This window comes from Saccharothrix sp. NBAS 001, from assembly GCF_056640475.1.
Map to the genome: position 1 here is coordinate 2,847,247 of NZ_CM153251.1, position 17,707 is coordinate 2,864,953.

The following is a 17,707-nucleotide window of genomic DNA, read 5'->3' on the forward strand; positions in this document are numbered from 1 at the left end:
CCGGCCGGCGCACGGCCCGCCGATCGGCTAGACCTGGGTGGTGACAACGTATTCGGCGGTGGTGACGACCGGCATCTACTGCCGGCCCGGCTGCGGGGCGAAGCCGCGCGCGGAGAACGTCCGCACGTTCGCGCTGCCGGCGGCGGCCGAAGCCGCCGGGTTCCGGGCCTGCCTGCGCTGCCGCCCGTACCGGGTGGCCGGCCCCTTGGCGGCGGACGCGCCCGAGCTGGTGTGCCGGGCCGTGCAGCTGATCATCTCCGGCGCGCTGGACGCCGGGTCGGAGGCGGAGTTGGCGGGTCGGCTGGGGTTGTCGGCGCGGCACCTGCGGCGGCTGTTCCACGAGCACCTCGGCACCACCCCCGACCAGTTCGCCCGCTCGCGCCGCGCGCACTTCGCCCGGCGGCTGCTGGACGACTCGGACCTGACCGTCGCCGACATCGCGTTCGCGTCGGGCTTCGGCAGCCTGCGCCAGTTCAACCGGACGATGACCGAGGTGTTCCGGGCCTCGCCGTCGCAGCTGCGGCAGCGGCGGCGCAGGGCGGACCGGCTCGCCGCCGACGGTGGGCTGACCGTGCGGCTGCCGTTCCAGGCTCCCTACGACTGGTCGGCGGTGCTGGCGTTCCTCGACGCGCGCGCCGTGCCCGGCGTGGAGTCGGTGCGGGGTGCGGTGTACCGGCGGACGATCAGCCTCGACGGCGAGGCCGGGGTGCTGGAGGTGCGGCCGGGCGGCGAGGACCACCTGCTGCTGCGGGCGCACCTGCCGTACTGGGAGGGCGTGATCCACGTCGTGGAGCGGGTGGCGCGGGTGGTCGGGGTCGACACCGACGTCACGCCCGCCGTCGAGGCGTTCGCCGCCGATCCCGTGCTGGGACCGCTGGTGGCGGCCCGGCCCGGGGTGCGGGTTCCGGGCGCGTGGGGGCCGTTCGAGCTGGCGGTGTCGGTGCTCGCGCCGGACGCCGTGGGCGACCTGGTGCGGCGATGCGGGCAGCCGGTGGGCGGGCTGGGGCACGGGCTGACGCACCTGTTCCCGGCCGCCGACGTGCTCGCGCGCGCCGACGTGCCGGACGTGGTGCGGGAACTGGCGGTGCGGGTGGTGTCGGGCGAGCTGGTGCTGGACGGGCAGGACGACCTGTCCGCCGTGCCGGGCGTGACCCCGGACCAGGCGGCGTGGATCGCCCTGCGGCTGGGAGGGCGTGACGTGCTGCCGGCCGGCGTCCTCCACCAGGCGGGCGCGGGCCTGGCGGAGGACTGGCGACCGTGGCGCTCGCTCGCGGCCGTGCACCTGGTCACGGCCGGGACATAAGGACCGCCCGGAACAGACCCGCCACAACCACAAGCTCAGCTACGAGACATCACTCGTGCCCACCCGGGACGTCGCCGGGCCTGTCCCGGGTGCGCCCGACGGGCTAGCGGCCGAGGACGCGGGGGTCGGCGTACAGGCGTTCGGCGAGCTTGACGGTGATGAACTCGTTGTCGTCCGGCTTGCCCGCGACCCGGCTGGAGGAGAACGGGAAGTTGTTGTCGTTCAGCACGGCCAGCGTCCGGTCGTCGAGCACCAGCACGCTCTCGATGGTCGGGAACGGGAACCGGAACGGGCTGCCGAAGCCGCCCAGCCCGCGCGGGTTGGCCAGGTCGAGCAGGTCGGCGACCAGGGTCTTGTCGAGCTTGCCGTCCCGGTCGCGGTCGCGCTTGTCGGCCAGGTAGACCTTCTTCACCTTGGCGTCCGGGCCCGCGTTGGCGTCGCGCTCGATCACCAGCAGGCGGTTGCGGTCCACGGCGACGGCCTCGCCGATCGCGTGCTCGGTGGAGTCCAGCCGGTAGACCCACCGGGTGTCGGTGAACCGGCCCGCCGCCAGGTCGAACTCGTACAGGCGCAGCGTGCCCGGCTCGTCGCCGGCGACCGTGCCCTCCAGCAGGGCGTTGAGGGTGCGGCGGTCCGGCGAGAGCGCCAGGCCCTCGAAACCCTTGCTGCCGCCGATGTTCGGCGGGCCCGCCGGGTTGCCGGGCGCGAACACGCCGGGCGTCGGCACGGGCGGCGACAGCAGCCGGCCGGCGCGGTCGAAGTGCAGCAGGTACGGGCCGAACTCGTCGCCGGTCCAGAACGAGCCGTCGGCGAGCCGGACCATGGACTCGACGTCGAAGTCCGCGCCGGTGAGCACCCGGTCGGGGCGGGTCAGCGGGAACGGGACGCGGCCGTCCGGGTCGGTGAGGGTCACGCCGCCGACCACGTCGACCCGGCCGGTGGCGAAGTCCGGCGCGATGCGGTGCACCCGCAGCGCGAAGTCGGCGCTGTTCTCCCTGCTGCCGTAACCGTTGTCCGACAGCACGTCGTAGCTGCCGTCGCCGTTGCGCAGCACCGCGCTGAACCCCTGCACGGGCTGGTCGGCGAACGGCGGCGTGATCCCGTTGACCGGGGCGGTGCCCAGCGCCGCGCCGGACGGTTCGCTCGCGGGCACGAAGGTCCGGGCGGGCAGGGACGCGAACCGGGTCAGCGTCGCCTGCCCGAAATCGCCCCGGCGGTCGGTCGGCGACGCTTCGCCGGGCACTGCCGCCGCGACCAGGGCGAGCACGGACAGTCCGACGACGAGCGGTCTCCTCATGGGTGTTCCGATCTCCCCGTGGCGCGGCCCCACGGCACGCGCGGCGGGACGGAACGCTAGGGGGGCGAGGTGAACGCGGGATGGACGCGCTTCGGCCTCGCCCGGATGGCCGCACCGGTCGTCGTGCGGGGCGTTGTCGTTGCGCCCCAGCGGTTCCCGCCCGCGTGGCCGCCGCCTGGGTCCGCGCACCCGGGCGGGTTTCCGCGCCGTCGACCGGGAGGGTGTCCGACGAACGGCACACCAGGGGAACGCGACGACGAGCGCGGTGCGGGGCCCCATTCTCGAATCGCGAGGATTGACGAAAACGCGCGCCCGGGTCGATACTCGGATTGCGACTCCGCCGAGGGGACGGCGAAATCCGAGCGGGCAGGAATGCCGCAGAGGGGGATAACACTTAACTGTCGTGATGTCCGCGGCGTCACCGGCAGACTGTATCGACATGTCCGCAAATGCGGCTCCCGCACGCCTCCGCCCGCCGGGCGTCGCGGCGGCACGCACTCGCGCGCCGCCCGCACATTGCACACCTTTCGAAGGATGTTCCATGAATAAATTCCGTGTCGGGAAGTCCACGGCCCGCATTGTCCTGACCGCGCTCGCGCTGGCCGTGGGCCTCACCGTCGCCACGACCGCGACCGGCACCGCGAGCACCCGGGCGTTCGGTCCGGCCACCACGTCCAAGGCGCAGGCCGCACGGGCGGCGACAGGGGCGACCGCGCGCCTGGCCTGTCCCCAACCCGGCCAGCGGGTGAAGACGACGACCTCGTCCAACGTCTACCTCATCGACCCGAACAGCACCGCCAACCTGATCCCGAATCCGACCGTCTACTTCAACCTGTGGGACAGCTGGGACGGGATCTCGACAGTGGGCGACAACGTCCTCATCGACTGCTTCCACGGCTACTTCACCATGAGCAATGCGCACCTCGCCAAGTCGGCCTCGTCCCCCGCGACGTACATCTGGGACGCCAACGCCGGCGGAATCGGCGCGGGCGGATATCGGCACATCACCACTGCGGAGGTGTTCAACAAGTACGCCTTCTCGTGGGCGAAGATCCGCACGCAGTCCGCGGTGTCGCCGATCAGCACCAACGCGTGGAATTTCTGAGCAGGTAGCACGAGGTTTCCGGTGCCCCGTACGAAGCGGACGGGGCACCGGGACGCATCAGGCGATCCCGTGCGCGAACTCCTGCGTCACTCGCCCTGATCGCGCAGGTAACGGGTGTGGTCGGCCTGCTGGTTCACGTCGCCCGCGTAGAACCGCTCGGCGAGCTGGTGCGCCTGCCGCTCCAGCAGCCCGAGCTGGGTGACCAGCTCCTCCCCCGCGCTCGGCTCCCCGCCGGTCCGCCGCTTCACCGCGAACCACCACGGCAGGTTCAGGTAGGTCTGCACGGACAGCGGCAGGTCGGTGCGCGCCAGCCGGACCAGGGTGTGCCGCAGGTCCGGGTTCGCGGCCAGCTGCGCGGGCCGGGACAGCATGTCGCCCAGCACGTCCGCGATCCGCCGCACGGCGTCCACGGTCGACTCGGGCATCCGGGACGCCTGCCCGGCGACCTCGCCGACCAGGGTGTCCAGCCCCGCCCGCACCTGGCCTGCCTCGGTCGCCGCGTCCACCGGCACCAGCCGGACCTTCTCCGGCGGCGCCATCAGCGCGCCCGCCGCGTACAGGGCGGCCACGACCAGCGGCCACCACGCGCCGACCACGCCGGTCAGGTGCAGCACCACGCCGAGCAGCCCGCCGACGCAGCCGGCGAGGTTCTTGGTCGAGCCCAGGTAGCGGATCATTGGTAACCGCGGATCTCCTGGAACACCTCGGACAGCTGGGCCTTGCGGGCGTCGAACACCTTGCCGCCGGTCATCGTCGCCACCTCCGACAGCTCGTCGCTGCTGCCCTCGCCGAACAGCACGGTGAACACCGGCACCGACCGCACCGAACCGGGCACGCCCGGGAAAGCCCGCTTGAACCCGTCGAAGTCCGAGCCGTTGGCGTTCTCGCCGTCGGTCATCAGCACGATCGAGTTGAACCGGTCCGGGTCGGCCGCGACCACCGGGCCCAGCACCTGGTAGGCCCGCGACAGGCTGTCGTAGATCGCGGTGCCGCCGTTGGCGGCCAGGGCCTGCGCGAAGTCCTTGATCTCGGCCAGGGTGGCCTCCGGGTGCTGCTCGGGCACGGTGAACGTGCGCGGCTGCGCCGGTGCCGTGCTGAACGGCAGGATGGTCACCTCCTCGCGGTTGCGGAAGCCCCGGAACCGGCCGGTGAGCGAGCTGTCCGCGCCGGTCAGGCCGACCAGGGCGGAGCGCAGCGCGTCGATCCGGTCGCCCTGCATCGACCCCGACGTGTCCACCACGTACAGCGTGCGCGAGGGCCGCCGGATCTTGTTGAAGTAGGCCGACAGCAGCGCGTCCACCGCGTCCTGGGTGGCCGGGAACGGCAGCTCCACCAGGTCCTTGCGGGCGAACTGCGCGCCCAGCTCGACCCCCGGCACGACCGGGCGGCGCTGGGTGGTCTCCATGATCCGGCGCTGGACGTCGGGCGTGCGCAGGTGGTCGCCCAGGCGCTGGTGGGCCTGGCGCGCGTCGTCGCTCGCGGAGGTCAGCAGGGTGAGTGGGTAGTCGGCGGTGATCACGCCGTCGCTCGGGTAGACCACGGTCAGCGGCTCGGGCAGGGTGCCCGCGCTGTTCAGCGACAGCAGCACCGACTCGTAGTTGACCAGACCGTCGATCTTCTGCCCGGCGTCCTGGCCGGAGGCCCGGCGCTGGTACGCCTCGGACAGCCAGCCCGACGAACCCGCCGAGAGCGCCTGCGCGCTGAAGAACTCGGTCAGCTTCGGGGTCACCGCCGCGATCTGGCCGGCGTCCACGGCGGTGCCCGCGCCCGCGAGCGCCGACGCCACGCCGACCAGCGCGGAGAACCCGGAGTTGGACGCGGACGGGTCGGTCATGCCGTAGCTGAACGCCTTCTGCCCGGCCCGCGCGGCGATCTCGCCCCAGCCGACCTGCTTGCCGACCCAGCCCAGCCGCTGCGCGGCGGAGGTGGCCAGGCCCAGCACGACCGGCGAACTCATGATCTTGACCTGGTTGCCCAGCCGCTTGGCCGCGTCCGGGATGCCCGACAGGTACCGGTTCGAAGAGAACCACACCGCGTCGTACTTGCCGTCCGCCGAGCCGTTGGCGAGCTGCTCCGCGCCTTCGAGGGTGCCCGCGAAGCTGAACTTCACGCTCACCCCGGTCGCCTTCGCCGCCTCCTCCAGCACCGGCTGCATGTCCGCGAGTTCGCTGCCCGCGAGCACCCGCAGCGTGCCCTTCTCCGGCGGCCCCACCGGCTGCGCCGGGTCCGGCTCGGCCGAACACCCGGCGAGCAGCCCGGCCAGCAGCAGCGCCGTCGACCCGAGCGCGAGCACTTTCCTCATCGGTCCCCCTCGGCGGCGGTCGCGTCGTGCGACCGGCGCAGGTGTTCTTCGGCGCGGCGGATCTCGCCGGACAGCGACTCGACGGTGGCCGACATGGTGCGCACGGCGTCGGCCCGGAAGCCGTCCACCGCGTCGATCGCCGCGTAGATCCGCTCGAACGACGCCCGGATCGTCTCCACGGCCACCGCCGGGTCCGCGCCCGCCCGGCGGATCTCGGCACCCTGGAGGTCGAGCAGGTCGGAGTTGGCGCGGATCAGGCCGTCGGTGGTGGCCTGGAGCGCGGCGACCTCGTCCAGCACGTCCCGCTGGCTCGCCAGCGCGCCGCTGACCAGCAGCGCCACCCGCAGCGCGGCCACGGTCGTGGACACCGCCCGTTCCACGCCCCGGATCAGCTCGTCGTTGTTGCGGCGCACCAGGTCCAGCGCCAGGTAGCCCTGCGCGCTGACCGCGAGCTGGGTCAGCAGGTCCTGGTGGCGCTGCCGGATCGGGTACTGGGCGTCGGCGCGCAACGCCTGCGCGCGCAGCGGGTCGGTCAGGTCGAACACGCCGGCCTGGCGCTCCACCGCGCCGTCCACCGCCTCGGCGAACGCGGCGGCCTCGGCCAGCCGGCCCATCGTGCGCCACAGCCGCTCCCGCTCGCCCTTGATCGCGGCGTTGTCGCGGCGTAGCACGTCCTGGCGCTGCCGCAGGTCCACGACCAGCGCGTTGACCGGCTCGTTCGCGGCGCGGTAGCGGTCGAGGGCCTTCTTCGCGGCGTTGGCGGCGGGGAACACGCCGAGCAGCTTGCGGCCGGTCAGCGGCAGTTTCGCCGGATCCAGTCCGGCGACCGTGCGGCGCAGCCCGGACAGGCTCGTGGTCACGTGCTCCTGCGGCGACGCGGTGTCGCGCAGCGCGCGGACCGAGCGGTCCAGCATCGCGCCGGCCACGCCCGCCGCCGCGCGCATGTCCGCCTCGCCGACCGCGAGCAGGTCGTCCAGCGCCTCGGTGAACTCCGGCGACCGCACGTCGAGGCGTTCCAGCCGGGTCGCGAACTCCTCGGCGCGGCGCGCGATGTCGTCGCGGGCGGCCTGGTCCAGGGCGATCAGCCCGGCCGCGCGCTCGACCGGGATCGCCTCCACCGGGTCCGGCGGGGTCAGCGTGAAGTCGTCCATCAGTAGCGCTTCTTCACCTCGTCGAGCATCCGTTCCAGGGTCTCGAACGACGGCGGCTCCACGGTGTCCACCAGGTCCGCCGGGGCCGATGCCTTCGCCTGCGCCACCGCGTCGGCGAACAGCTTGGGGTCGTTGGTGCGGAACCCGAACGCGGCGGCCAGCCGGCCCAGCTCCGGGTCGGTGGACAGCAGCTGCCCGACCCGGTCGCCGTTGCCGGACAGCGGGACCAGCGTGTGCTTGGAGTAGACGGTCGGGGCGGTGTAGAGCATCCGCATGTCCGGCCGGATCGAGCCGTCGCCGCGCACCTGGCGGCCCAGGAACTGCGACTCGTAGATCAGCGCCAGCGGCGTCTTGCCCATGCCCGCCGACAGGTAGTCCTCGAACGGACCCTCGGTGCTGTTCTGGGTGTACCCCTGGTCCAGGAACAGCCTGGACACCTCGGGCAGCACCCTGGCCTCCTGCTCGGGGCTGCTCACCACGGCGTTGCCGTTGGCCACGAACGACACGATCGACAGGTACATCGCGGCGGAGTTCGACTCGCGCGGGTCGGTCGTGGTGACCAGGACGTTCTTGCGCGCCGGGTAGGCGGTGTTGCCGGGCAGCTGGTCCCAGCGGGTGCCGGCCGCGGCCAGCTCCAGGTACTTCGCGACGTCGAGCACCTGGTAGTCGCCCGCGCCCTTGCGCACCACGCCGGCGGTGGTCAGCAGGTCGGCGACCGGCTCGAACGTGGCCACGGCCATCGGCGACTGGAACGGCGTGTAGACCGTGGTGACCTTGCGGTCGCGCTGGATCTTCTGCGCGGCGGGCGACGAGGACGGGAACGCGAACTCGTACCTGCCCAGGTCGACGGTGGTCGCGATCTGCCGGGACCCGGCGGTGTCGACCTCGACCTTCAGGCCGTGCTTGGCGAACGCGTCGACCACCCGCTGGTCGGTGAAGAACGCCTGCTTCTCCGACCCGATCGTGCCCCGGACCGTGGTCAGGTTCCCGGCGGTCGCGCCGTCCTCCCCCCGGCCCCACACGACGACGGCCACGACGGCGAGCAGCAACACCACCGCCAAGCCGATGGACACCTGGCGCTTCACGACGTTCACCTGACCCCTCGTCCCCCATTCGGGTGTGATCATCCAGCCCGTTCCACTCCTTTGACGCGGGATCGGGACAGCACACCGTGAACGCTTGATGAACGACAGACGACGATTCACGCGACCGTGCCGAGCCGGTCGCACACCGTGACAGCGACCAGGGCCGGAACCGGTCACCGGCCGCACGGCAGCCCATCGCGGTCGGACCGGGCCGCCCACGTGACCGGCTTCGCCCGTACCGCCGGAGATCGGGAAGCCGAACACCCCCGGCGGTGCGGTCGCCGGGGTGCGCGGTCTGTCGGATGGCTGCGGATCGACGCGATCGCCGGTACCGCACCACCGCTCGGCCGTCCGCCACGCGATCCCGGCGCTGCGCCACTCGACCGAACCCGGGACCCCAGTGCGCCCCGCAGGGCCGGAGCACCGTGAATATTCCAGTCGAACAACTCCCGGCGGCCACCCGGAACCACCGGTTCCACATTCCCGGGACTGGCCCGTTCCGCGCAGCACCTTTCCCCCGAGAGGCAGTTTGCGACCGTCGCGGAGGTGCGCCATATTCCCTCCGACAACCTGCCTCCCGATTTCCCAGGAAAGAGCACAATGCGCAGATTCGCGACGCTGTCCCTGGCCTTCCTGGCCAGTGCGGCGCTCACCGGCGGGACGTTTTCCACGGCGGGTGCGACGCCCGATCCCGGCACCGCGGCGGCGACGCCCAACTTCCGGGTCGGCATCCAGTTCGCCGACGGCGGCGGCACCTACGGGGTCGGCGTCGAACGCCTCACCGGTCCCGCCACGTTCGGCGGCGGCGCGTCGCAGTGGGCGGGCGACAGCGACAACTACGACCCGGACGGCGCGCTGATCGACCTGGCCGCGACGCCCAGCGGCGCGTTGGTGGGCAAGGACTTCCGCATCGGCGCCCAGGCCCGGGAGAGCTACGGCGCCGACGGCCCGGTGCTCTACACCGCGTGGGCCAGCGAGGGCGGCGGCGTCACCGACCTGGTGACCGACTCCGACGGCTACGACCCCGACCAGTACCGCGTCTTCCTCGAAGTCCGGCCGTGGACCGCGCCGTACGAGCTGACCGATTTCCGCCTTTCGATCGAGGTGGTCGACAAGGGCGCTTCCGGCTCCCCCGCCTACACCAGGTGGGCGAGCCAGGGCGGCGGCAAGAGCGCTTTCGCGCTGGACGCCGACAGCTACGACTTCGACGGCATCATCATCGGCCTGGAAGTCTACTGACGGTTTACGGAGAACACCGGAATGAATTGTGCGGGTGCGGTCGGCGGCGGGCGGCCACCGGCCGCACCCGTGCCCGGTCGCACGGTGGCGCACCGGCCGATCCGGACATCGGGCCAAGGCGGAGGGAGCGGCGTCCCCCGGCGACGGGCTCCGGTTCGGCGGCGGCCCGATCGTGGGACGGAGGTACTGCGCGTCGCACTCGTCACGGCGTACGCGAGCAGGGCTCACTCGATCCGGGAGTTTGCGGATCCGGGGACGTTCGGGCCGGTCGCGGGGCTCTTACAGTGGAACGGTGACCACCGTTCAGGCTGGTACTCCGCAGGTGTGGCTCCCCACCTACGACCGTGGTCTGGTGCGCGCCGATCTGCTGCTGCGGGTCGGCGCGGCGCTGCTGCTCACCCCCGACCCGCCTCGGCCGTACGGGGTCGTCGTCCAGCTGCACGGCGACGTGGACGGGCAGTGCGGGCGGGGTCACGAGTACGTCGTCACCCACGCCGACACGCTGGAGCACGCCCAGCTCGTGCTGCTGGAAATCCTCGCCGAGGTCGACCGGGCTCTCATGTCCGGGCAGTCCGGGGTGATCGAGTTCGACACCGAGGGGCACCCGGTCCTGGTCAACCTCCAGCACCCGGCGGGACCCGCGCTCCGACCGGCGCTCGACCCGGCCGAGGTCGAGTCGGCGCTGCGCGCGCACGGCGACCCGACCTTCTGGCAGGGCGCGCGACCGGTGCCCCGGCAGGTGCGCCCGGCGGTCGCCGACCCCCTGCTCGACTGAGCCGCCGCCCGGCCGGTCGGCTCAGGGCGCGGGCCACGGGTTGGCGGTGCAGGACTTGCCGTCGGCGGTGATCGTCACGCCCTGGTCCAGGCCGGAGGTGATGGCTGCCAGTTCGTCGTTGTCGGTGCTCAACGTCTGCTGCATCATCACCGGCGCGGGCGCTCCGTCCGCCGGGCACGGCTCGTGCCCGTGGCCCAGGTAGTGGCCGACCTCGTGGTTGACCACGTAGAGCCGGTACCCGCGCAACTCGCTGCCGTAGGCGTGCGCGCCCCGGACCCACCGCGCCACGCTGAGGTACACCTCCGACCCGATCCGGCACGAGGTGTCGTAGGGCAGGTCGAAGCCGCACAGCCGGCGCGCGGTGTCCTGCGACGCGAGCCGGATGCGCAGGTCCGGCTCGACGGAGCCGCCGACGCGGTGGAACGCGTGGCCGGCGCGTGTCCAGCCGCGCGGGTGGACGAGCGCGTAGTCCACCACGGCGGCGAAGTCGCCGTCGTCGCGGGACAGTGCCACCCCGTCCTCGACCTCGACCGAGTACGACGTGCCGGCGGTCCCGAACGCGCCGGGGATCACCCGCCAGGTGCCCGTGCCGCGCTCCGCGAACGGCGGCCCCGGCGGCAGCTCGGCGACCCCGGTGCCGACCGGCGGTGGCGGCGGGGTCGTCCCGGACACGACCGGCACGCCGGTCGCGGGCCACCGCACCGCCACCGTCCTCGGCTGCGCGCCGGACTCCAGCACCAGCACCGCCGTCACGGCGAGGCACAGGCCGGTCAGGTAGGCGACGGGCACCGGTCTCATGCGGGCTCCAGGCCGGAGTCGCCGTAGACGCACGCCGCGTTCCACAGCAGGAACGACGGCGCGCCCGCGTCCCGGGTCGCCACCACCTGCGCCTGCACCTCGCCCGGCCCGTAGTGGTGGCCCAGCGAGAACGCCTGGAGCCACGGGATGACGACCGTGCCGGTGCCCCTGGTCAGCTCGGTGAAGTTCGCGACCGACGCGCGCACGATCTCGTACGGCTTGGCGTTGGGGTTGTCCACCCCGTACTCGCCGGGACCCCAGTGCGACGGGTAGACCATCGGGGCGACGTAGTCGACGTGCGGGGCCATGCCGGGGATGTCCTGGGCGACGTCGCCGGGGCTGTGCGCGGCGATGCCGAACACCGATGCCCCGAGGTAGGCCCCGAGCGGGCGGACGGCGGCGCGGCTGTCCCGCAGGAAGTCCACTATGGACTGCTCGGGCGTGACCGCGAGGCCCGGGAACACCATCCGGCCGATGGGGCCGTCCGGGCGGCGCACGTAGTCGTACAGGACGTCGTCGAAGCCCAGCTGGGCCGCTTCCTTGGCGATCGCGATGTTGTAGTCGCGCACCTCGGTGTTGGCGAAGTTGGTGAACGCGTACTCGCCGTAGTGCGCCGACCAGGCCGCGCCGGAGGTGTCCTGGGTGACCCGGTCCCGGGCGCCGGACTCCCACGACGCGCGACCGAGCACCGGGTCGCGGAACGCCACCAGCCGGCCGACCACCCGCAGGCCCGCGGCGTGCAGCTGGTCGAGCGCGGCGCGGGCGTCGTAGTAGCCCCGGCTCGCGCCGACCTGCCGGGCCAGCGGCACCTGCGAGTCGTAGCCGATCTCGCCGCTCTCGTCCTTGATGTCGAGCTGGACGGTGTCGATGCGGTGCTCGCGGGCCAGCGCCAGCACCGGGTCGCGCAGCTCCGGGGTGGCCCACGCGGTGGCGCTCAGGTGCACCGCGCGCATCCCCGGGTGGGTGACCTTGATGGCCACGTCCTGCTGGGCGGTGTTGCCGGCCCCGTCGGCGGCCCGCACCCGCAGGCTGGTGGGCACGGCGGCCAGCGACGCCTCGAACCGGCCGTCGCGCACCGGCACCTCCCGGTCGCCGAGCCGGACCGAGTCCGCGCCCCGCACGGTGCCGCGCACGGTCACCGGGCCGCGCGGCGACTTCGCCTCGGCGGGCTCGACCGCGACGGCGGGCGGGGTGCCGTCGACGGTGAAGGTCCGCTCGACGGTCTGGTCGGGCAGCCACGGCAGCGGGTTGGCCACGCGGGCGTCCAGGGTGTGCGCGCCCTCCGCCAGGTCGACGCCGGCGAGCGTGAGGCGGCCGCCGTCGTGCTTCACCTCGACGGGCTGCCCGTCGAGCCGCACCGACACCTCGTCGAGGTCGGCGGGGTCGGCTGTGGTGACGGCGACCCGGCGCACGCCCTCCGGCGTGATCGAGGTCCCGTCCGCGAGGTCGGCGACGGCGAGGCTGACATCGCGGCTGTGCACGACCGTGGTGGCCGTGCCCGCCACCAGCAACAGCACCGCGACCGCGACGAGTGGCACCAGGACGCGCTTGGCCCTGGAAGGTGTGTGCGACACCGCGCAACTCCTAGGTCCGGGTCCGGCACAGTCAATCAGCGACTAGCCCGCCGAGCGGCCTGGTAAACGCAACATCATCCGATGGTGGGTAATGTGCGGCTCCCTCACCTTCCGACCGCCTGTCACCCGCCACTATCTGTGTGTGACCGCCGCACCCGCGCCCACCCGTCGGAGCCCGCTCGTCGTCGCCCTCGCCGCGGCCGCCTGTTGCGCGTGCGGTGCGCAGCCCGCGGCGGAGCCGGCCGGTTCCGCACCGGCCGCCCCGGCTGCGGCCGCCGCGGTGTCCTCGCCCGCGTCGTCCCCCGCCGCCCCCGACCCGGCGTCGGTCGGCGCCGACGAGCTGGGCCAGGTCCCGGTGCTGATGTACCACCGGCTGACTACGCAGCCGACGTCGGTCTACGACCGCACCCCGGACGGGTTCCGGGCGGAGTTGGAGCGGCTGGCCGCCGAGGGCTACGTCCCGGTGACGGCCGCCGAGTACGCCACCGGCCGCATCGACATCCCGGCCGGACGTCACCCGGTGGTGCTGACGTTCGACGACGGCGACCCCACCCAGTTCGCCCTCGGCCCGGACGCCGCGCCCGTACCGGGCACGGCGATCGCGATCCTGCTGGACGTCGCCGCCCGCCACCCCGGCTTCCGCCCGGTGGCGAGCATGTACGTCAACGCCGCCCCGTTCGGCACACCGGCCGGTGAAGGTGTGCTGGCCTGGCTGCGCGACCACGGTTTCGAGGTCGGCAACCACACCCGGCAGCACACCAACCTGGCCGCCGCCGGTGACGACCAGGTGCGCGAGGCGATCGCCTCGGGCCAGCGGGAGATCGAGCGCGCCGTGCCGGGGTACCGGGTCGCCAGCCTCGCCCTGCCGTTCGGCGCGATCCCCGACAACGGGCCGCTCGCGCTGCGCGGGTCGCACGACGGCACGTCCTACGAACACGTCTGCGTGCTGTTGGTGGGCTCGAACCCGGCCCCGTCGCCTTACGCGCACGACTTCGACCCGCTCAACGTGCCGCGCATCCGTTCCCAGGACCCGTCCGGCGAGGACGCCAAGTTCGGCTCGACGTCGTGGCTGGACCAGCTCGCCGCGAACCCCGCCGCCCGCTACACCTCGGACGGCGTGGCCGGCCGCATCGCCTACCCGGCCGCGTCGGGCGCTCGGCCCGCGCCGCAGTTCGCCGACCGGGCCGCCGCCTACTGATCGCCGGCCGCCACCGCCCGGTGGCTACGGTGTCGTCGTGATCGACACCGTGGCACGAGTGGACAGCGGGTCGCCGGTCGAGCGGTTGGTGTGCCATCCGCGCCTGCCCCTGGTGGCGGGCTTCGACGCGACCCGCCCGGCGGTGCACGTCTGGGACTTCGGCGACGGGCGGCTGCGCCCGGCCGGGACGGTCGGGGCCGAATCGGCCCCCTACGGCGACACGACCGGCCGGGACCGGGTCGAGCGGACGCCCGCCGCGGCGTGGCACCCCGAGCGGCCGTTGCTACTGGTGGCGGGCGAGGGCGGCGTGGTGCGGTGGACCCCGTCCGGGCTCTCGGACCTCGACGGCGTCCCGACCGGCTACCGGTTCCTCGCGTTCAGCCCCGGCGGTGACGCCCTCTGGGCCTCGCCGTCGGCGCCCGGCGGCGACGGGTCGTGGCAGCACTCCGACGTCGTCGACCCGGTCTCCGGCCACCTCGGGGTCGGGCCGGCCTGGGACACCGGGGTCGCCGTGCACCCGGCCGGTGCCGTGGTCGCCACGCTGAGCAGCGACCAGGGTGCGACGCACGGGCTGTTCGCCCGGGTCGACGCCGGGACCGGGGCCATGCGGGTGCTCCGCCGGGCGCTGATCCTGGACGTCGACGGCTACCAGACCCCCGTCTTCAGCGCCGACGGCCGCCACCTCGCGATCCGGGGCAACGCCTACGAGAACACGCTGCAGGTCTTCGGGTTCCCCTCGCTCGACGCCGTGCTGTCCACCACGCTCGGCGAGCCGAGCCCGGGTTACCCGTACCCGCAGGAGTGGCTGGACCGGATGCGCGCGTGGTCGCGGCACAACATCGCGTTCGGGACCCGACCCGGGGTGCTCTGGGTCGGCACGCCCGCCGGGACCCTGGTCGGGATCGACCTGGACGGCCGCAGCGCCGCCGAGCACGAGATCCCCGGCCGCGCCCCGGTGACCGCGCTGGCCGCCACCGCGACCGGCGAACTCGTCGTCGCCCACGGCACCGAAGTCGTGCTGCTGTCGGTGGCGGCGGGCCCGGCCGGCACCGCGAACGCGGACGCCGCGCGCGCTGCGGCGACGGCCTTCCTCGACTCCACCTCCGACGTCCCGGACGAGGGCGCCCTGTGGTCGCACCTCACGGTCACCGACGGCGACCGGACCTGGGACCCGGACGACCTGGACGGCGTGGGCACCGCGACCGACGCGGACCCGACCTGGTTGCGGCTGAGAGCGGCGGTCAACACCCTGTTCGAGCAGAACCGCTGACGTGGTTCAGCTCGACTCGCGGACGACCAGTTCCGGGGTGAACAGGACCTGGCGGTGTTCGTGCTCGTGCGGGGTCATGGTCTCGGCCAGCACCAGGCTCGCGGCCGTGCGGCCGATCAGTTCGCGCGGCTGGCGGACCGACGTGAGCGGCACGGCCGCCGCCGCGGCGAAGTCGATGTCGTCGTAGCCGACCACCGCGACGTCCTCGGGCACCCGGACACCCGCGCGCACCAACACCTGGAGCACGCCGAGCGCGAGCAGGTCGTTGGCGCAGAACACCCCGTCCGGGCGCACCGGGCGGGCCAGCAGGTCCTGGGCCGCCTGCCGGCCGCACGCCACGGTCATCGCCGGCATCCGGACCTCTTGCAGGCGCGCCGGGTCGAGACCGGCGCGGTGCACGGCGTCGGTCGCGCCGCGGTGCCGTTGACGGGCCTGGTGCCGGCGCGACGGGCCGTTGACCATCGCGAGCCGGCGGTGGCCTCGGGCCAGCAGGTGGTTCACCGCGAGTTCGCCGCCGGCCCGGTCGTCCACGGCGACCGAGCACAGCCCCGGGTCGTCGGTGGGGTGGTCGAGCAGCACCACGGAGACGCCGCGTTCGCGCAGCCGGTGCACCGGGGCCAGGTCCGCGCCCACGGGGGTGATCAGCACGCCGTGCACGCGCTGCTCGGCCAGCAGTTCGACGTGCCGGGTCTCGCGCTGCGCCGACTCGTCGCTGTTGCACAGGATCACCGCGTGCCCGGCGTCGCTGGCGGTGTCCTCCACGCCGCGCGCCACGTCGGTGAAGAACGGGTTGCCGACGTCGAGCACCACCAGGCCGATGGCGCGGGGCGTGCCCGAGCGGAGTTGGCGGGCGGCGTCGTTGCGGACGAAGCCGAGTTCGACGATCGCGCCCAGCACCCGGTCGCGGGTCGCGGGCGCGACCACCTCGGGCCGGTTCAGGACGTTGGACACCGTGCCGACCGACACGTTCGCCCTCGACGCCACGTCCCGGATGCTCGCCGCTGCCACCACCACGCCCTCCCGCCGGAACTGTGAAAAGCGGGAGTGTAGCCACGGGTAGCGCTCCCAGGACGCGTTCCGCGCGACTGGGCCGCGACGTGGAAATCCGCTGGTCACACGGCGGGGTCGCGGGCATCCGCGGGTGATCGCCGCCGGGCGGCCCGGGTACCGCTCGTACGACGGGCCCGGCAACGCTCCGGCCCATCCGGCGGTGGTGCGTTCGGCGCAGGCGGGGGCTCCGGCCCGGGGTCGGCGGCGGACCCCGGGCCGCAGCGCGGGCGCGACCGGCCGGCGGCGCGCGGTCGGCGGCGCGGAACCGGCCGCGAGGTATTCCGGAAATGCCGGAAAGCGGTGACACCCGAGGGTGCCACCGCATTTCACCGACCCTGGTCAGGAAGTGGTGAGGGTGACGCCGTAGTAGTTCGCGGCGTCCACCACCGGCTGGTAGTAGGAATACGAACCGGTGGCGTTGGCACCCTGGTTGTAACCGCAGTCGTGGCCGTCCGCCGGGCCGCCGGAGGTCATGCCCTGGGCGGTGTTGCCGGAGATGTACGCGCCGCCGCTGTCGCCGCCCTCGGTGCACACGGTCGACTTGGCCAGGCCCTTGGTGGAGGTGGACTCGCCGGAGTAGCGGACGGTCTGGTTGTAGGCCGACACCTTGCCGCAGGTCCAGCCGGTGGTGTTGCCCGCCTTGCAGATCGTCGCGCCGACCGACGCCTTGGACATGCCCTTGACGGCGACCGTGGTGCCCATCCGGGTGTCGACGTAGCCGCGCCCGGTGTCCTCGGGGTCGATGCTCATCAGGCCCATGTCGGCGGACGGGAACCGGGTGGCGACGCCCTTGCCGATGTGGGTGCCGTTGGCGTCCAGGATGTCGGGGTTGCCCTCGACGCAGTGGCCGGCCGTGAGCAGCACCTTCGCCCCGTTGCGGGTGCCGGGGAAGCCCAGCGAGCAGTTCGTGCCGGGCACCAGGTCCATGATCCGGCCGGGCACCACGTCGGCCTGCGGGGCGACCCGCGCGGCGCCGCGCTCGACCGCCACGCCGTCGATCTTCGCCAGCTTCGCGACCAGCGCGGGGGTGGCGTCCGGCTCGACGGTGACCAGCACGCGGTCGCCGACCACGTCCGGGCCCCACGCCTGGACCTGGCCGAGGTCCGCGCCGATGGCCCGCTCGACCCGGCCGGCCAGGGCGTCGAGGGCGCGTTCCCCGCGCGCGGCCGTGCGCGGGGTGAGGCCGGCGGCCGCCACGGCGGCCGGGTCGGAGGTGTTGGCGACCAGGTTGCCGGCGCGGTCGTAGAACGCGCCGTCGACCTGCACGCCCCGCGCGCGCAGGTCGGACAGCGCGCGGGCCAGGTCGTGCTCGCGGTCGAGCCGGGCGGCGGCGGCGCGGGGCGAGGAGCCCAGGTCGGCGGCCAGCGCGGCGAGCATGGCCGGGTCGTACTCGGGTGTCGCGGAGGCGTTCGGGGCCAGCAGGGCGGCCGCGAACGCGGCGCCCGCGGTCGCGAGGACGCCGATGGTGCGGATCTTCATTTTTTGTCGTCTTTCATCGCAGGGTTGACGAAATTGACATGCGGAGCACATCGCGGAAATACGCCCGAAAGAACTGCGGAG

The 17,707-nt window shown here is 73.6% G+C and carries 15 protein-coding genes; 6 read left to right on the top strand and 9 right to left on the bottom strand.

Annotated features, from left to right (window positions below):
• The first annotated feature begins 40 nt into the window (after positions 1 to 40).
• Positions 41 to 1,303, top strand: coding sequence for an AlkA N-terminal domain-containing protein (locus AC0HI0_RS12055; RefSeq protein ID WP_480932399.1), 1,263 nt, complete (start codon positions 41 to 43; stop codon positions 1,301 to 1,303).
• Positions 1,304 to 1,406: 103 nt separating this feature from the next.
• Here AC0HI0_RS12055 and AC0HI0_RS12060 read toward each other — a convergent pair whose 3' ends face one another.
• Positions 1,407 to 2,600 carry an esterase-like activity of phytase family protein gene (locus AC0HI0_RS12060; RefSeq protein ID WP_480932400.1) on the bottom strand — a complete coding sequence of 398 codons (1,194 nt, stop codon included), beginning with the start codon at positions 2,598 to 2,600 and terminating at the stop codon, positions 1,407 to 1,409.
• Between the two features lie 541 nt (positions 2,601 to 3,141).
• Between AC0HI0_RS12060 and AC0HI0_RS12065 the strand changes: the two genes are divergently transcribed.
• A complete protein-coding gene (locus AC0HI0_RS12065) occupies positions 3,142 to 3,705 on the top strand; it encodes a hypothetical protein (protein ID WP_480932401.1) in 564 nt (187 codons plus the stop codon).
• 86 nt (positions 3,706 to 3,791) lie between these two features.
• Here AC0HI0_RS12065 and AC0HI0_RS12070 read toward each other — a convergent pair whose 3' ends face one another.
• The 4 genes from AC0HI0_RS12070 to AC0HI0_RS12085 are packed head-to-tail and all read right to left on the bottom strand — an operon-like array spanning position 3,792 to position 8,243.
• The gene (locus AC0HI0_RS12070; protein WP_480932402.1) at positions 3,792 to 4,382 is read right to left on the bottom strand and encodes a hypothetical protein; all 591 of its coding nucleotides are present in this window, start codon (positions 4,380 to 4,382) and stop codon (positions 3,792 to 3,794) included.
• The gene (locus AC0HI0_RS12075; protein WP_480932403.1) at positions 4,379 to 6,007 is read right to left on the bottom strand and encodes a vWA domain-containing protein; all 1,629 of its coding nucleotides are present in this window, start codon (positions 6,005 to 6,007) and stop codon (positions 4,379 to 4,381) included. Before AC0HI0_RS12075 ends, AC0HI0_RS12070 begins: the two co-directional genes overlap by 4 nt.
• Positions 6,004 to 7,158, bottom strand: a complete 1,155-nt coding sequence (locus tag AC0HI0_RS12080) for a toxic anion resistance protein (protein WP_480932404.1) — start codon at positions 7,156 to 7,158, stop codon at positions 6,004 to 6,006. Before AC0HI0_RS12080 ends, AC0HI0_RS12075 begins: the two co-directional genes overlap by 4 nt.
• Positions 7,158 to 8,243, bottom strand: a complete 1,086-nt coding sequence (locus AC0HI0_RS12085; protein WP_480934292.1) for a hypothetical protein — start codon at positions 8,241 to 8,243, stop codon at positions 7,158 to 7,160. Before AC0HI0_RS12085 ends, AC0HI0_RS12080 begins: the two co-directional genes overlap by 1 nt.
• A gap of 600 nt (positions 8,244 to 8,843) precedes the next feature.
• On the opposite strand from AC0HI0_RS12085, the gene AC0HI0_RS12090 reads away from it, so the two are divergent.
• Together AC0HI0_RS12090 and AC0HI0_RS12095 are read left to right on the top strand one after the other, a co-directional pair.
• Positions 8,844 to 9,482, top strand: coding sequence for a hypothetical protein (locus AC0HI0_RS12090; protein WP_480932405.1), 639 nt, complete (start codon positions 8,844 to 8,846; stop codon positions 9,480 to 9,482).
• Positions 9,483 to 9,774: 292 nt separating this feature from the next.
• Positions 9,775 to 10,257, top strand: coding sequence for a hypothetical protein (locus tag AC0HI0_RS12095; RefSeq protein ID WP_480932406.1), 483 nt, complete (start codon positions 9,775 to 9,777; stop codon positions 10,255 to 10,257).
• Between the two features lie 21 nt (positions 10,258 to 10,278).
• On the opposite strand, the gene AC0HI0_RS12100 is transcribed toward AC0HI0_RS12095, so the two are convergent.
• Both AC0HI0_RS12100 and AC0HI0_RS12105 read right to left on the bottom strand, forming a co-directional pair.
• Entirely contained in the window at positions 10,279 to 11,055 is a 777-nt protein-coding gene (locus tag AC0HI0_RS12100; RefSeq protein ID WP_480932407.1) for a DUF3152 domain-containing protein, read from the bottom strand.
• Entirely contained in the window at positions 11,052 to 12,629 is a 1,578-nt protein-coding gene (locus AC0HI0_RS12105; protein ID WP_480932408.1) for a putative glycoside hydrolase, read from the bottom strand. Before AC0HI0_RS12105 ends, AC0HI0_RS12100 begins: the two co-directional genes overlap by 4 nt.
• Before the next feature lie 142 nt (positions 12,630 to 12,771).
• On the opposite strand from AC0HI0_RS12105, the gene AC0HI0_RS12110 reads away from it, so the two are divergent.
• Together AC0HI0_RS12110 and AC0HI0_RS12115 are read left to right on the top strand one after the other, a co-directional pair.
• Entirely contained in the window at positions 12,772 to 13,827 is a 1,056-nt protein-coding gene (locus AC0HI0_RS12110) for a polysaccharide deacetylase family protein (protein ID WP_480932409.1), read from the top strand.
• 37 nt (positions 13,828 to 13,864) lie between these two features.
• Positions 13,865 to 15,097: a TolB-like translocation protein gene (locus AC0HI0_RS12115; RefSeq protein WP_480932410.1), complete on the top strand. Its 1,233-nt coding sequence runs from the start codon at positions 13,865 to 13,867 to the stop codon at positions 15,095 to 15,097.
• 6 nt (positions 15,098 to 15,103) lie between these two features.
• Here AC0HI0_RS12115 and AC0HI0_RS12120 read toward each other — a convergent pair whose 3' ends face one another.
• Together AC0HI0_RS12120 and AC0HI0_RS12125 are read right to left on the bottom strand one after the other, a co-directional pair.
• Positions 15,104 to 16,090 (bottom strand): LacI family DNA-binding transcriptional regulator, encoded by a 987-nt coding sequence (locus tag AC0HI0_RS12120; RefSeq protein ID WP_480934293.1) that lies wholly within the window; start codon positions 16,088 to 16,090, stop codon positions 15,104 to 15,106.
• Positions 16,091 to 16,486: 396 nt separating this feature from the next.
• Entirely contained in the window at positions 16,487 to 17,626 is a 1,140-nt protein-coding gene (locus AC0HI0_RS12125; RefSeq protein WP_480932411.1) for a S1 family peptidase, read from the bottom strand.
• Between the last annotated feature and the right edge of the window lie 81 nt (positions 17,627 to 17,707).

Coding starts and splice junctions, on each gene's coding strand:
- AC0HI0_RS12070 (WP_480932402.1), bottom strand. CDS start 4,382: ATGATCCGCTACCTGGGCTCGACCAAGAACCTCGCCGGCTGCGTCGGC.
- AC0HI0_RS12090 (WP_480932405.1), top strand. CDS start 8,844: ATGCGCAGATTCGCGACGCTGTCCCTGGCCTTCCTGGCCAGTGCGGCG.
- AC0HI0_RS12125 (WP_480932411.1), bottom strand. CDS start 17,626: ATGAAGATCCGCACCATCGGCGTCCTCGCGACCGCGGGCGCCGCGTTC.
- AC0HI0_RS12075 (WP_480932403.1), bottom strand. CDS start 6,007: ATGAGGAAAGTGCTCGCGCTCGGGTCGACGGCGCTGCTGCTGGCCGGG.
- AC0HI0_RS12100 (WP_480932407.1), bottom strand. CDS start 11,055: ATGAGACCGGTGCCCGTCGCCTACCTGACCGGCCTGTGCCTCGCCGTG.
- AC0HI0_RS12060 (WP_480932400.1), bottom strand. CDS start 2,600: ATGAGGAGACCGCTCGTCGTCGGACTGTCCGTGCTCGCCCTGGTCGCG.
- AC0HI0_RS12065 (WP_480932401.1), top strand. CDS start 3,142: ATGAATAAATTCCGTGTCGGGAAGTCCACGGCCCGCATTGTCCTGACC.
- AC0HI0_RS12080 (WP_480932404.1), bottom strand. CDS start 7,158: ATGGACGACTTCACGCTGACCCCGCCGGACCCGGTGGAGGCGATCCCG.